This is a genomic window from Stenotrophomonas sp. PFBMAA-4, assembly GCF_030053215.1.
Taxonomy (GTDB): Bacteria; Pseudomonadota; Gammaproteobacteria; order Xanthomonadales; family Xanthomonadaceae; genus Stenotrophomonas.
On record NZ_JASGBW010000014.1, the window covers coordinates 37,432 to 52,213 of the forward strand.

The window sequence follows — 14,782 nt, forward strand, 5'->3', positions numbered from 1 at the left end:
GTGTTTCCCCCCTGATCCGCCGGCTGGCGTGGATGCGTCTCCCCCGTCATCTCCGCTTGCCGGCGGGCCAGGTCTTTCCATGGTGCACGCGATGAATGCCCAATTCCTGCCCTTGTCCATGAAGACGGAAACCACAGTCAGCGTGTATGGCCAGCTTGGCAACCATTCGGTGGTGCGCCTTCCCGGCCGGCGCCTTCCCGGCCTGATCCTGCAGGCCGACACCGTGGCCGGGTTCCTCACCCAGCTGCAGGACGCGCAGGCCTGCCTGCGCAGCGGGCGCGCGCAACGTGCCGATGCAGAGATGGACATGCTGATCGACACGCTGCAGCAGTGGTACGCGCTGATCGAATCACGCCTGGCCGACGCCGGCGAGGCGCTGTAGCGGCCGCAGGTTCCGCCATCCACGCATGGCGTGGATCTACTGAATCAACCGGATCCGTGGCAGTAGATCCACGCCATGCGTGGATGAACGTCAATCGCTGTCTTCGACGCGCTCGCCCATCAACTCGCGCTGGCGCTTGTCCAGCTCTTCGGCGTAGCGCTTGCGCACGAACGCTTCGGAGACCACCCCCAGCACCTGGCCATCACTGGCCACCACCGCCAGTTCGTCGGCCTGGGTCTGGTCGAAGCGCTGCATCACCGCCACCACGTTGGCGTTGGCGGCCAGCGCAACGTCGCGGTTCTCGGCATAGTCGCCCACCACCGCATCGGGCTTCACGCCATCGCCGTACATGCGCGGAATCTGCACGATGCCGGCGTAGTGGCCTTCGCTGTCCACCAGGATCACGCGGCCGCCCGAACCCAGCGGGAAGCGCTGGCGGAACGAAGCCGTATCCAGATCGGCCGGTGCGGTGGCCACGCCCTTGCGCATCATCCGCCCGGCATTGAGGTTCTGCACCCAGCCCACGTCGCGCGCGCTCTTGATGGTTTCCCCGCGCAGGTGCATGCGCCAGGTGGAGAACGAATAGCCGAACCACTGCCGCACCAGCGTGCTGGACACCAGCACCGCGCTCATCACCACGCTGGTCAGCAGGAAGTCGTGGGTGCCTTCCAGCACCAGCATGGCCATGGTCATCGGCGCGCCGACCACGGCGGCCGCCAGCGCGGCCATGCCGGCCAGAGCAGCCGAAGTGGCATCGATCACCGGCACGCCGGTGGCCATCGCCAGCAGGCCGGCAAACAGCGCGCCGACCAGCGTGCCCATGAACAGCGAGGCGAAGAACAGGCCACCGCGGAAGCCGAAGCCCAGCGAGATGCCCGAGGCCAGGCACTTGAGCGTCAGCAGCGCACCGATCCAGATCAGCGGCAGGTGGGTGGTCAGGTCCAGATGCAGCGCGCCGTGGCCGGAAGACAGCACCTGCGGGCTGGCCATCGCCAGCGGAATCAGCAGCAGGCCGCCGAGTACCGGGCGGCCCCACAGCGGCAGCGGGCTGCGCTTGACCGTGCCTTCGATCGAAGCGATCAGGCGCATCACCAGGATGCCGACCATGGCGCAGCAGCAGCCGAGCAGGCCGTAGATGGCGTAGTCGGCGGCGCGCACGTCGATGGTGGATGCGGCCGGCAGCAGATAGGCGTCGATGCCGGCCTGGTCGGCCACGAAGGCACCGGCCAGTGCAGCCACGGCCACCGGCGCCAGGGCGGCGGGCGTGTAGGCACCGATCACGATCTCGAACGCGTAGAACGCGCCAGCCAGGGGCGCACCGAAGGCGGCGGCGATGGCACCGGCCGAACCGGCACCGACCAGGATGCGCACGTCATTGCGGCGCAGGCGCATCACCCGGCCCAGCTGCGAGCCGCTGCCGGCGCCCATCTGCGTGTACGACGCCTCCAGACCCACCGATGCGCCGCAGCCGTTGGAGATCAGGGTCTGGGTCAGCACGATCAGGTTGTCGCGCATCGACATGCGGCCGCCGTGCAGGGCGTTGGCCTCCACGGCATCGAGCAGCGGGCGCTTGAGGCGGGTGGCGGCCAGCGCGACCAGTCCGACCAGCAGGCCGCCCAGCGGCAGCACCAGCAGGGCGGTCCACGGCAGCGAGGGCAGGGAGCTCAGGCGGATGCCTTCATCCAGGCCGTACAGCGCGGCCTGCAGCCAGCGCGCGATGCCCGATTGCAGCAGGGTCAGGCCGCCGGCGAGCAGGCCGACCACCAGGGCGAGGGCGATGAACCACAGGTCGCTGCCGCGCAGGCGCAGGCGCAGGCCCTGGAAGGCCAGATGCAGGCGGGATGGCGAAGCGTGGGAGGACATGGTGGCGGCATGATACGCCGCCACCGTGATCGCTGCCCTCACCGCATCGGGCGGCTACGGGCTCAGAAGCGGTAGCGCCCCTGCACGTAGAAGGTGCGCGGCGCGGCCACCATGCGCCCGGCGTTGCCGTCGACATTGCGGGTGTACCAGCGCTTGTCGGCCAGGTTGTTCACGCCCAGCGCGATCTCGCTGTCAGCCAGCCCCGGCACCTGCCAGGCCACCTGCGCGTTCAACAGGCGTACGCCCGGCACCCGGCCCACGCGCGCATCGGCGCTCTCGGCCCAGGTGTTGGCGGCATCGGAGAACTGCCCGCTCTGGTGGGTGCTGGAGACGTTGAAGGTCCAGGCGGCGAGGGCGTAGCGGGCGCCGATGCTGTCGGTGTCACGCGAGTAGAAGGGGACGTCCAGGCCGCGGTTGTCGCCGGACTGCTGGATCGCCTTGGTCCAGGTGTAGTTCGCGTACAGCTCGAGCCCGGCCAGTGCGCTGTCCTCGGCGAAACGGTACTCCAGCGCGCTCTCCACGCCCTTGTGGTCGGTGGCGCCGATGTTCTGGAAGGTGGGCGGGGTGATGCCCGGCACCTGCTGGATCTGGTTGTCGAAGCGCATCTTGAACACGGTCACTTCCGCGCGCAGGGCGCCGTCCTGCCAGCGCGCGCCCAGCTCGGTGGTCTTGGCCACTTCCGGGTTCAGCGGGTTGCTGGCGGTCTGCGAATTCAGCTGGATGTTCTGCACCGGCCCGAACGAGGTGGTGTAGTTGCCGAACACGGTCAGCTGCGGGGTCAGCAGGTAGGCGATGTTGATCGACGGCAGCGCCTTGTCGTTGCGGCTGCTGAAGGTGGTGCCGCCGCCGGCCTGGCGGCGGTCCATGTCGATCCACTCCATGCGCACGCCCGGGGTGATGCGCCACTGGCCCACGGCGATGCGGTCGTCGACGTAGAAGGCGTGCGCATCGGTGGCGTTGTCGAAGCGGGTGATGGCGCTTTCCACGCCGGTGCGGCGGACCACGGTGTAGCTGCGGTCGTTGCCGCGCTCGCGCAGGAAGCGGTAGCCGGCGGTGATGTCATGCACCGTGCTGCCCCAGCGCAGGCGCTGGGTGTAGCGCGGCTCGATGCCCAGCACGCGGTAGTCGCGCGGCTGCACGGTCAGCTGGGTGTTGGCAGCGTTGATGAGCGAGCTGGCGCGGTTGCTTTCGTTGTAATACGCCAGCACTTCGAATTCGCTGTTGGCCGACAGGGTATTGGTGTAGCCCAGGTCGATGCCGGTGCGGTGGCCTTTCCAGAAATCGGTGGGACGGGTGTTCTGGAACGGATCGGCCTCGTACTGGGCGCGGGTCAGGCCGCCCGGGGTCAGCGAGCGCACATCGTAGTACGACAGTTTCGCGCGCAGCTCCTGCTGCTCATCGATGGCATAGGCGAACTTCAGCGCGAGGTCGTCGAAGCGGTCATCGCTGCCCTGGCGCCAGCCGCGGCCGTCTTGGTCCGAGTACAGCAGGGCCATGCCCAGGCCGTTGTCACTGGTGCCGCCGAGGAAGGCGTTGTACTGGGTGCTGTCACCACCGCCGTGGTCGTAGGCGGTGTAGCGCACGCCGGCTTCGCCGTGCAGGCCGGCCTCGGTGGGGATGGCGCGGGTGCTGAAATTGATGATGCCGCCGACGTTCTGCGGCCCGTAGCGCACCGCGCCGCCGCCGCGCACCACGTCGATGGACTCGATGTTGGACAGGCTGGTCGGGGCAAACGAGAGCTGCGGCTGGCCGTAGGGCGCCACTGCCAGCGGCACGCCGTCCAGCAGCACGGTCGAGCGCGGCGAGTAGCGGCCGGTCAGGCCACGCACGCCGATGTTGAGCGACACCGAGCTGCCCGCCGTGCCCGAGTTGTCGGTGACCTGCACGCCGGGAATGCGGCGCATGGCATCGCCGATGCTGGCTGCGCCGCTGGCGTCGATGCGCTGGCGGTCGACCACGGTGCGGGCACCGGCGAAGCTTTTCACGCTGTCGTGCAGGCCGGTGCCCAGCCAGCTGCCGGAAACCTGGATGCTGTCCAGGGTGGTGGCGCTGTCCTGCGCAAAGGCGGTGGCGGACAGGCACAGGGTCAGGGCGGCGGCCAGGGGCAGGCGGGCCGGGGGCAGGATTCGGAAGGGCATGGAGGCGGGTGCGGAAGGGTCGTAAATGAGAATTATTGCTGATTCCATTCGCCAATGGAATGCGTCTTTCGGGGGTGGCGCGGACGTGGCCTGAATGGCCCGGTGGTAAAATGGAAAATTGTTTCCTGACTGCCGAGATCTGCCATGTCCACTGCCGCTTTCTATCCCGTCGGAACCCCTGGCCAGCCGTGGGGCACGGCGGAACGGGAGCAGTGGCGCGGCCGCCAGCAGCGCCTGCGCCGCTATGACCAGGAAGTGCTGCCGCGCATCGAAGCGCTGGCCGGCCGCTTCGAGAAGGTGGCCTATGGCCAGCTCGACTATGCCGGTGAGACCTACACCCTGTTCGCCCTGCGCAGCCACGACTGGAATCCGGCCCTGCCGGCGGCGCTGGTCACCGGTGGCGTGCACGGCTACGAGACCAGCGGCGTGATGGGGGCGCTGGATTTCCTGGAACAGCACGCGGCCGACTACGCCGGCAAGGCCAATCTGCTGGTGGCGCCGTGCGTGAACCCGTGGGGCTTCGAGCGCATCAACCGCTGGAACTACGATGCGATCGACCCGAACCGCAATTTCCGCGCTGATGGCCCGGCCCGTGAATCGACCGCCGTCATCGCGCTGATCGCCCCGTACAAGGGGCAGTTCGTGCTGCACATCGACCTGCACGAGACCACCGACAGCGACGAGAGCGAGTTCCGCCCGGCGCTGGCTGCGCGCGATGGCAAGCCGTTCGAACCGGGCCTGATTCCCGATGGCTTCTATCTGGTCGATGACAGTGAGAACCCGCAGCCGGCGTTCCAGCAGGCGGTGATCGCCGCGGTCGAGCAGGTGACCCATATCGCTCCGGCCGACGAAAAGAACGAGATCATCGGTTCGCCGGTGGTCGCGCACGGCGTCATCGAGTACCCGCTGGTGAAGCTGGCGCTGTGCGCGGGCATTACCGGTGCGAAGTACACCACCACCACCGAGGTCTACCCGGACAGCCCGCGGGCGACGCCGGAGCAGTGCAACGACGCGCAGGTGGCGGCGGTGCGCTCGGCGCTGGATTACGCGCTGGCCCACCGTTGACCGGTTGAAATCCTTCGCATCCACGCACGGCGTGGATCTACTGATGGGGAGGGCCGGCCGCTGGCCGGCAATCGCGGGACAACCTCCTCGCGATCAGCCCAATGCGTCGGCCCACCACAACGCGGCCGGCCCCGGCGGGCTGTCGCGGCGGCGCACCAGGTCGCTGTGGATGCGCCGCGGCCAGCCGGGCAGGCGCAGCTCCAGCAGCCTCCCGCGGTCGTAGCGTTGCACCAGTGCCCGCGGCAGTTCAGCCCAGCCGATGCCGTCCTCGGCCATCTCCATCACCATCAGGTAGTCCGAGGCCGTCCACACCCGGCCAGCGGCGGCGCGTGCATGATCGGCCTGCGCGCTCAGCCGCACCTGCCGGTGCCGGGCCAACTGCTGCGAGGCGCGCGTGCCGGTCCGTGCCAGCGGATGCTCGAGGGCCACGTAGATCGCCAGCTCGCTGTGGTGGGCCAGCGGCTGCGCCAGCAGCGCATCGGGATAGCGCTCCTGTCGTGGCAGCAGGCCCAGGTCGGCGCGCGCGCTGGCAACGATCTCCAGCACATCGTGGCCTTCGGCATCCAGCCATTCCAGCTCCACCTCGGGAAACCCCTCAGCAAAACGCTGCAGCACGCGTTGCGCCGGGTCGAGCTGGTAGACATCGGAGAACACCACGGTCAGCCGCGGCTCGACGGGCGCGGCCAGGCGTACGCTCAACTGCTGCAGGCGCTGGTCGGCGGCGAGGATCTCCTGCGCGTGGCCGAGCACCTCGCGCCCGGCCTCGGTCAGCTGCGGGTAGCGCGCGCTGCGGTCGAACAGGGCCACGCCCAGGTCGGCTTCCAGATGGGCGATGGCGGTGCTGACGGTGGACTGGGTCTTGCGCAGGCGACGCGCCGCTGCGGAGAACGAGCCAAGTGCAGCGGCCTCGACGAAGGCCTGCAGGGATTCGGGAGAGTAGGGCATCGATCCATCGCTCCTGTCGATGGAATCCATCTTGGGGTCAACGTAAAAGGCGATGATACTGCCTCCCGTGCCTACCACCTTCCTGCGGCAGGCAGCGCGCTTCCACGCACGGCGTGGATCTACCCTCCGGCTCCGGCGCGGCCACAAGGAGTTCCCCATGTCCCGCATTGTTCCCGCCCGTGGCGCGCTGGTCGCCTGGGCCTGCCTGACCGTGGCGATCGTCGCCGAAGTGGTCGGCACGTCGTTCATGGCCCACGCCGCCCGCGATGGCGGCTGGGTCGGCTATGCGGTGATGGCGGCCGCACTGGCCCTGTCGTATTACTTCCTGGCGTTGTCGGTGCGCCGCATCGCGGTGGGCGTGGCCTATGCCGTGTGGGAAGGCCTGGGCCTGACCCTGCTGACCGTGGTTGGTGTGTGGGTGTTCGGCGAGCACCTGTCGCTGCAGCAGCTGGCCGGCCTGGGGCTGGCGGTGGTCGGCATCGTCTGCGTCACCCTGGGGGAGGCGCACGCATGAACATGACCGCACTGTTTTTCGTGATCTGCTCGGCCCTGATCGACGTGGCCGCCAACATGATGGTGGCCCGATCCGATGGCTTCCGCCGCTGGCACTGGGGTGCCGGGGCCATCGTGCTGGTCTGGATCGCCTTCGCGATGCTGGGCCAGGCAGTGCGCCACATCGACCTCGCCACGGCCTATGCGTTGTGGGGCGCCATCGGTGTGATCGGCACGGCCACCTGCGGCCGCCTGCTGTTCGGCAACCGGCTGCGCCCCATCGGCTGGGTGGGCATCGCCCTGGTCACCGCTGCGGTCCTGCTGCTCAGCACCGCCTGAGCGGCGGCGATTGCGGCGCGCGGTGGTGTAGCTGACACTGCAGGCATCCCGCAATCGAGTGCCCGCCATGTTCAGCCACATCACCGTCGGTTCCAACGATCTTGCGGTCTCGCGCCGCTTCTACGATGCCTTGTTCGCCGCCATGGGCGGGCGCCCGGGCATGACCGACGAAGACGGCAAGCTGGTCTACATCAAGGAGGGGCGGATGTTCATCGTCACCCCGCCCATCGATGGCCAGCCGGCCTGCCACGCCAACGGCGGCACCATTGGTTTTGCGCTGCAGTCCCCGCAGGCGGTGCACGCCTGGCAGGATGCCGGCGTGGCCCAGGGCGGCAGCGCCATTGAAGCGCCGGCCGGTGTGCGCCACAAGGCGGGGCGCCAGTTGTACCTGGCCTACCTGCGCGATCCGGATGGCAACAAGCTGTGCGGTGTACACGTGATGGGCTGAGCGGCGCGCCGCGCGCGCGATAACACGCCGCACCTGTCCGCGGGCTGTCGTTGCAACCCCGCACTTCATCCTGCGTCCACTGCCGTTCATGCAGACTCGGTCGGCTAATCCCTGATCGACCGGAGATGGCTGCCGATGGAAGCACTGGAGCCTCAACACACCCCGGTGCGCACTCTCCGGCCCGTCTTCGCCTTCGCGGCGATCGTTGTCGTTGCCTTCGCACTGTTCGTCAGCCTGTTCCCGCTGGGGGCCGGCCGCCTGCTGCTGAAGGCGCAGGACTGGGCCGCACTCAACGTCGGCTGGTACTACCTGCTGGCGATGACCCTCTACCTGGTGTTCGTGGTGGGCGTGGCGCTGTCCAAGTACGGCGGCATCAAGCTCGGCGCCGACCACGACGAGCCGGAATTCAGCTATCTCTCGTGGGCCGGCATGCTGTTCGCCGCCGGCATCAGCATCACCCTGTTCTTCTTCTGCGTTTCCGAGCCGCTCACCCATTACCTGCAGCCGCCGCAGGGCGATGCCGCTGCTGGCGAGGCAGGCGCGCGGCAGGCCATGCAGCTGCTGTTCCTGCACTGGGGCCTGCATGGCTGGGGCGTGTTCGCGCTGGCGGCCATGGCGATGGCCTACTTCGCCTATCGCCACAACCTGCCGCTGGCGCTGCGCTCGGCGCTGTACCCGCTCATCGGCAAGCGCATCAACGGCCCCATCGGCTACACCGTGGATGCACTGGGCATCGTCGCCACCGTGTTCGGCATCGGTGCCGACATGGGTTTCGGCGTGCTGCACCTCAACGCCGGCCTGACCCACCTGTTCAACGTGCCGCACTCCAACCTGGTGCAGATCCTGCTGGTGGCCAGCATGATGGGCGCCGCCGTGGCGGTGGCCGTGTCCGGGGTGGAGAAGGGCGTGCGCTGGATGGCCAACATCAACATGCTGCTGGCCATCGCGCTGGTGCTGTTCATGCTGTGCGCCGGCCCCACCCAGTACCTGCTCAGCACGCTCATGCAGAACCTGGGCGATTACCTGGGCAGCGTGGTCGGCAAGAGCTTCGACGTGTACGCCTATGGCGGCCGCCCGCAGTGGCTCGGTGGCTGGACGGTGTTCTACTGGGCCTGGTGGATCGGCTGGGCGCCGTTCGTGGGCCTGTTCATCGCGCGCATCTCGCGTGGCCGCACCATCCGCGAATTCGTGTTCGGCGTGCTGCTGATACCGCTCGGTTTCACCCTGGCGTGGCTGTCGATCTTCGGCAACAGTGCGCTGGACCAGGTGCTGCACCATGGCCAGCAGCAGCTGGCACAGCTGGCGGTGGATGATCCGCCCACGGTGCTGTACGCGCTGCTGGATGGCTACCCATGGAGCCGGGTGGTGATTGCGGTGACCGTGCTGGTGAGCTTCATCTTCTTCGTGACCTCGGCCGATTCGGGCGCTGTGGTGCTGTCCACGCTGTCCTCGCACGGCGGTGCGCCCGAGGACGACGGCCCGCGCTGGCTGCGCGTGTTCTGGGGTACCGTCATCGCGGTGCTCACCGCAGGCCTGCTGCTGGCCGGCAGCATCGATGCGCTGAAATCGGCGGTGGTGCTGGCATCGCTGCCGTTCTCGGCGGTGCTGCTGCTGATGATGTGGGGCCTGACCCGCGCCTTCAGTGACGAATCGCACCGCGAACGCGCGCAGCAGTTCCGGCCATCACCGCTGATCGGCGATGACCGCCACCACCAGGGCTGGCGCCAGCGCCTGAGCCAGGCCATGCACTTCCCGGTGCGCGACCAGGTCTACCGCTTCATGGACGATACGGTGAAGCCGGCGATGGAAGCGGTGGCCGAGCAGCTGCGCGGGCAGGGCTGGGATGTGGCCACGCGCTTCGAGGCGGGCGACATGGAACTGTCGGTCAACCACGGCGAGCAGCAGGATTTCCTGTACCGGGTGATCCTCAGCGGCTACCTGACCCCGTCCTTCGCCGCCCAGCAGCTGCGCAACCAGCGCTACTACCGCGCCGAAGTGCATCTGTTCGAAGGCAGCCAGGATTACGACCTGGTGGGCTACAGCCGCAAGCAGATCATCAACGACATCATCAGCCAGTACGAACGGCACCTGCAGTTCCTGCATCTGAGCCGTTGATGGGTGGGTGCGGACCGTTGGTCCGCACCTCCGTGTAGAGCCGAGCCCACGCTCGGCTCCACCCTCGAGCGATCAGACCCGCAGCAGCACCTTGCCGCCGCGCCCCGGCTGCGCGCTTGCGGTGGCCGCGGCCTGGATGTCGTCCAGCGCGAAGATGCCGTCCACCGGCAGGGTCAGCTCGCCGCTGGCCGCGCGCTGCAGCAGTTCGCCCACCAGCCGGCGCTTGTCTTCCACCGGCATCGCCTGGCTGACCTTGCTGCCCCAGAAGCCCTTCACCGTGGCTTCCTTGTAGATCAGCCCGCTGGCGGGAATGCGCATCGCCTCGCCACTCATCACGCCGAACGAGACCAGGGTGCCGTGCAGGCCGAGCAGCTCCACCAGGTCGGCGCTGGCATCGCCACCGATGGAATCGACCGCAGCGGCTGCCTGTGCCTCGCCCGTGGCCGCGCGCACGCGGTCCTTCCAGCCGTCCTGCGACGTGTCGAATACGTGGTCGATGCCGAGTGCCTGCAGCTGCGCGACCGCCTTGGCATTGCGCACCAGGTTGGCCACGTTGACCCCGCGCGCGCGCGCCAGCATCGCCAGCGACTTGCCGACGGCGCCGTTGGCGGTGTTCTGCACGATCCACTGGCCGGCCTCGACGTGCAGGAATTCCAGCAGCATCAGGGCGCTCAGCGGCATTGCGATCAACTGTGCCGCGGTTTCATCGGCGATGGCGTCCGGCATCGGGATGACCATGCGCGCCGGCGCGATGAACGCTTCGGCCCAGGTGGCATGCACCGACGCAGCGGCGACACGCTGGCCGACCTGCAGGCCCTGAACGCCTTCGCCGAGAGCATCGACCACGCCCAGTGCTTCGCTGCCGCCTACTGCCGGCAAGGTCGGCTTGTAGCCATACAGGCCGCGCACGGTCAGCAGATCGTGGTTGTGGATGGAGGCAAGCGTGGTGCGGATGCGTACCTCGCCGGGGCCGGGCTCGGGCAGGGCGACATCGGCGATGGCAAGGACGGTGGCGGGATCGCCGAAGGCGGTGTACTGGGCAGCACGCATGGGGGACTTCCGGTTGAAAAGGAGGTTGTAACCAACTGGGGATGGCGGCGCCGTGGACAAGGCGCCGGTGGTGCAACACGGCATCCTGCGACGGATCGTCGCGGCATGTCGTGATTACCGCATCTTGTGTTGACGGCTCGATTCATCCCCACTATGTTGTGGCCGTCACCCCCGGTCAGCCGCCGCCGCCGGACATGCAGCAAACGTCCCGCGGCCCGCCCCTGAAGGCTTGCCGTGTCGACGCGGCCGCCATCGTGCGGACACAGGTCGCCCCCACGGCCCGGATACCGGCCGCAGGCGCAGGCTATCGCCGACGACCTCGTGTTCCCGCGCTTTGGCATACATCCCCGATCGCCCCGTGCGCCGGTATCGCGTGCAGGGCCGCCATGGCATCGACCGCCACCGCGCGTGCGAGCCTGGAGTTCCACCACCATGACCGACAACACCTACCGCACGGCCGATCTGGCCGGCGCCGGCGACGCTTTGCGCGCTGCGGGCGAGCACGTGCCGACCTGGATCACCAAGGAAGCGGGCAACCGCCGGCTGCCGTTCGACGCCGGACGCCTGCAGCGCAGCATCGACAGCGTGCACGCCGAGTTCCCGCAGCTGGACGTGGGCGACTACCGCCGCGTGGTGCAGGCGATGGTCGAGCGCAAGCCGAGCATCAGCGCCGATGACCTGGTGGACCTGCTGATCCGCGAGGCCGAATCGCGCGTGGACCTGGTGGCGCCGGAGTGGGAGCAGTTTGCCGCGCGGCTGTACCTGCGTCGGCTGTACAAGCGCGCCAGCCGCAACCGCTTCTACGATGTCAGCCTGAAATACGGTTCCTACGTGGGCCTGCAGGAAAGCCTGGCCGACCGCGGCGTGTACAGCAACGACATCCTGCGCTGCTATTCGAAGGACGAACTGCAGCAGGCCGGCCAGATGATCGAGCCCGAGCGCGACCGCCTGTTCGCCTACAACGGCCTGTACCTGCTGGCCACGCGCTACCTGGCCAGCGACCGCAGCCGCGAGGTGTACGAACTGCCGCAGGAGCGCTGGCTGACCATCGCGCTGTACCTGATGCAGGACGAGAAGCCCAGGGAGCGTCGCATGCAGCTGGTGGGCGAGGCGTACTGGGCGCTGTCAAACCTGTACATGACGGTGGCCACGCCGACCCTGGCCAACGCCGGCAAGGTCGGCGGGCAGCTGTCCAGCTGCTTCATCGATACGGTGGATGACAGCCTGCAGGGCATCTATGACTCCAACACCGACATCGCCCGCGTGTCCAAGCACGGTGGCGGCGTGGGTGCCTACCTCGGCTATGTGCGCAGCAGCGGCGCGCCGATCCGCGGCGTGCCCAATTCCTCCGGCGGCGTGGTGCCGTGGATCAAGCAGCTCAACAACACCGCCGTGTCGGTCGACCAGCTGGGCCAGCGCAAGGGCGCGGTGGCGGTGTATCTGGACATCTGGCATCGCGACATCGAGGCCTTCCTCGATCTGCGCCTGAACAATGGCGACCAGCGGCTGCGCGCGCATGATGTGTTCACTGCGGTCTGCGTGCCTGATCTGTTCATGGAGGCGGTGGAGCGTCGGGCCGATTGGTACCTGTTCGACCCGCACGAGGTGAAGCAGGCCAAGGGTTGGTACCTGCAGGACTTCTACGATGAGACGCGGGGTGCCGGCAGCTTCCGCGACCGCTACGCCGAACTGGTGAGCGACGAACGCATCAGCCGCCGCACGGTGCGTGCCATCGATCTGTTCAAGCGGATCATGGTCAGCCAGCTGGAGACCGGCAACCCGTTCCTGTTCTACCGCGATGAAGTGAACCGCAAGAACCCGAACAAGCACGCGGGCATGGTCTATTCCAGCAACCTGTGCACCGAGATCCTGCAGAACATGAGCCCGACGCGGATGATCCAGGAGATCGTCAGCGGCGACCAGATCGTCACCACGCGCCGCGCCGGCGATTTCGTGGTCTGCAACCTGTCCTCGATCAACCTCGGGCGGGCCATCACCGCACCGGACGATCTGCTGGCCAAGGATGTGCTGGAGCGGCTGATTCCCATCCAGGTGCGCATGCTCGACAACGTCATCGACCTCAATGCACTGCCGGTGCCGCAGGCCACCATCACCAACCGCAAGTACCGCGCCATCGGGCTGGGCACCTTCGGCTGGCATCACCTGCTCGCGCAGCAGGGCATCCAGTGGGAGACGGCAGAGGCCGAGACGCTGTCGGACACGCTGTTCGAGCGCATCAACTTCCTGACCATCCAGGCCAGCCTGCAGCTGGCGCGCGAAAAGGGCAGCTACCCGATGTTCGCTGGCAGCGACTGGCAGACCGGTGCCTATTTCCGTGACCGCCGCTACGAAGGCGCCGCCTGGGACAGCCTGGCCCGCGACGTGGCCACGCATGGCCTGCGCAACGGCTGGCTGCTGGCGGTGGCGCCGAACATGAGTACCGCGCAGATCGCCGGATCCACCGCGTCGATCGACCCGATCTACAGCGCGTTCTACTACGAGGAAAAGAAGGACTTCCGCCGGCCCGTGGCCGCGCCGGGGTTGTCGCTGGAGACGTGGCCCTACTATGAGAAGGGCGCCTACAAGGTCGACCAGTTCGCCAGCGTGCGGCAGAACGCCCGCCGCCAGCGCCACGTCGACCAGGCCATCAGCTTCAACCTGTACGTGCCCAGCACCATCCGCGCCAGCACGCTGCTGGAGCTGCACCTGAGCGCGTGGCGCGAGGGCCTGAAAACCACCTACTACGTGCGCTCCAACGACATCGACATCAGCGAATGCGAGTGGTGCTCCAGCTGATCGCTGGGACTGCTGTAGAGCCGAGCCCATGCTCGGCTCAAGCGCATCGCAGCCGAGCGTGGGCTCGGCTCTACACATGCAACGCATGCAATCCGAAGGCAGACGACCATGGCAACCCCCCTCGACCGCATCAAGATCCTCGAACCGCGCCATCCCAACCGCAGCACCGGCATCATCAACGGCCGCACCAGTGGCATCCTCAACTGGAACGACATTCCGTACCCGTCGTTCTATCGGGCCTACAAGGAGCTGTCGACCAACTTCTGGATCCCCGACGAGGTGGACATGAAGCTGGACGCGCGCCAGTACGGCGAGCTGTCCGGGCGCGAGAAGAATGCCTATGACTCGATCATCGGCCTGCTGGCCACGCTCGATTCGCCGCAGACCCGCTTCATCTACAACGTGGCCGAGTACATCACCGACCCGGCCGCCCATGCCAACGCGGCGATCATCGGCCAGCAGGAAGTGATCCACAACGAGAGCTACAGCTACGTGCTGGCCTCGATCACCGACCTGCCCAACCAGAACCGCGTGTTCGAACTGGCGCGTACCCATCCGACCATCATCAAGCGCAACGCGCCGATCATGGGGGCGTATGACGATTTCATGCGCGAGAAGACCGCCGAGACCCTGCTGAAGTCGCTGATCCAGTCGTCGATCCTGGAAGGCATCAACTTCTATTCCGGCTTTGCGTACTTCTACAACATGGTCCGGCAGAACCGCATGACCGGCACCGGCAAGATCATCAGCTTCATCAACCGCGACGAGCTGGCCCACACCAAGTTCATCAGTGAGCTGATCCGCGCCATCATCGGCGAGAACCCGGAGCTGCAGACCAACGAGCTGACGGCGTATGTGCACCAGGCCTTCGAGCACGCCATCGAGCTGGAAACCCAGTGGTCATCGGAAGTGCTGGACGGCATCGACGGCATCGACGTCGAGGAGATGACCCGCTACGTGAAGTACCGCGCCAACAAGATGGCCGGCATGCTGGGCATCGAGCGCCTGTACAGCGACACCACCGACAACGTGATGCCGTGGATCAAGGCCTACGCAGACAACTTCACCGAAACCAAGACCGACTTCTTCGAGATGCGCAATGCAAGTTACAAGAAGACCAACGTCGACAACGGCTTCGACGACCTCTGA

Annotated in this window: 12 protein-coding genes; 8 read left to right on the top strand and 4 right to left on the bottom strand. The window is 67.4% G+C overall.

Annotated elements, in window-relative coordinates:
• Window positions 1-91 precede the first annotated feature (91 nt).
• A complete protein-coding gene (locus QMZ26_RS10645) occupies window positions 92-382 on the top strand; it encodes a hypothetical protein (RefSeq protein WP_237772068.1) in 291 nt (96 codons plus the stop codon).
• Between the two features lie 90 nt (window positions 383-472).
• Here QMZ26_RS10645 and QMZ26_RS10650 read toward each other — a convergent pair whose 3' ends face one another.
• The gene (locus tag QMZ26_RS10650; protein ID WP_079222151.1) at window positions 473-2,245 is read right to left on the bottom strand and encodes a chloride channel protein; all 1,773 of its coding nucleotides are present in this window, start codon (window positions 2,243-2,245) and stop codon (window positions 473-475) included.
• A gap of 62 nt (window positions 2,246-2,307) precedes the next feature.
• Complete coding sequence (locus QMZ26_RS10655) at window positions 2,308-4,383, bottom strand: TonB-dependent siderophore receptor (RefSeq protein ID WP_283221431.1); 2,076 nt, start codon at window positions 4,381-4,383, stop codon at window positions 2,308-2,310.
• 144 nt (window positions 4,384-4,527) lie between these two features.
• On the opposite strand from QMZ26_RS10655, the gene QMZ26_RS10660 reads away from it, so the two are divergent.
• Window positions 4,528-5,448: a M14 family metallocarboxypeptidase gene (locus QMZ26_RS10660; protein ID WP_200732026.1), complete on the top strand. Its 921-nt coding sequence runs from the start codon at window positions 4,528-4,530 to the stop codon at window positions 5,446-5,448.
• Window positions 5,449-5,541: 93 nt separating this feature from the next.
• On the opposite strand, the gene QMZ26_RS10665 is transcribed toward QMZ26_RS10660, so the two are convergent.
• Complete coding sequence (locus tag QMZ26_RS10665) at window positions 5,542-6,393, bottom strand: LysR family transcriptional regulator (protein WP_283221432.1); 852 nt, start codon at window positions 6,391-6,393, stop codon at window positions 5,542-5,544.
• 157 nt (window positions 6,394-6,550) lie between these two features.
• Here QMZ26_RS10665 and QMZ26_RS10670 point away from each other — a divergent pair, with 157 nt between their 5' ends.
• The 4 genes from QMZ26_RS10670 to betT all read left to right on the top strand — a co-directional run bounded on the left by QMZ26_RS10670 (window position 6,551) and on the right by betT (window position 9,787).
• On the top strand, window positions 6,551-6,907 hold the full coding sequence (locus QMZ26_RS10670) for an SMR family transporter (protein WP_079222147.1): 357 nt from the start codon (window positions 6,551-6,553) through the stop codon (window positions 6,905-6,907).
• Entirely contained in the window at window positions 6,904-7,224 is a 321-nt protein-coding gene (locus tag QMZ26_RS10675) for a multidrug efflux SMR transporter (RefSeq protein WP_200732028.1), read from the top strand. The genes QMZ26_RS10670 and QMZ26_RS10675 overlap by 4 nt, the downstream gene beginning before the upstream one ends.
• A gap of 67 nt (window positions 7,225-7,291) precedes the next feature.
• Window positions 7,292-7,672, top strand: a complete 381-nt coding sequence (locus tag QMZ26_RS10680; RefSeq protein WP_079222145.1) for a VOC family protein — start codon at window positions 7,292-7,294, stop codon at window positions 7,670-7,672.
• A gap of 135 nt (window positions 7,673-7,807) precedes the next feature.
• On the top strand, window positions 7,808-9,787 hold the full coding sequence (betT, locus tag QMZ26_RS10685; protein WP_079222144.1) for a choline BCCT transporter BetT: 1,980 nt from the start codon (window positions 7,808-7,810) through the stop codon (window positions 9,785-9,787).
• Between the two features lie 72 nt (window positions 9,788-9,859).
• Here the strand turns inward: betT and QMZ26_RS10690 are convergent, their stop codons facing one another.
• On the bottom strand, window positions 9,860-10,837 hold the full coding sequence (locus QMZ26_RS10690; RefSeq protein ID WP_108759736.1) for a zinc-binding dehydrogenase: 978 nt from the start codon (window positions 10,835-10,837) through the stop codon (window positions 9,860-9,862).
• A 432-nt stretch (window positions 10,838-11,269) separates the two neighbouring features.
• Between QMZ26_RS10690 and QMZ26_RS10695 the strand changes: the two genes are divergently transcribed.
• Complete coding sequence (locus QMZ26_RS10695; RefSeq protein WP_283221434.1) at window positions 11,270-13,633, top strand: ribonucleoside-diphosphate reductase subunit alpha; 2,364 nt, start codon at window positions 11,270-11,272, stop codon at window positions 13,631-13,633.
• 108 nt (window positions 13,634-13,741) lie between these two features.
• Window positions 13,742-14,782: a ribonucleotide-diphosphate reductase subunit beta gene (locus tag QMZ26_RS10700; RefSeq protein ID WP_079222141.1), complete on the top strand. Its 1,041-nt coding sequence runs from the start codon at window positions 13,742-13,744 to the stop codon at window positions 14,780-14,782.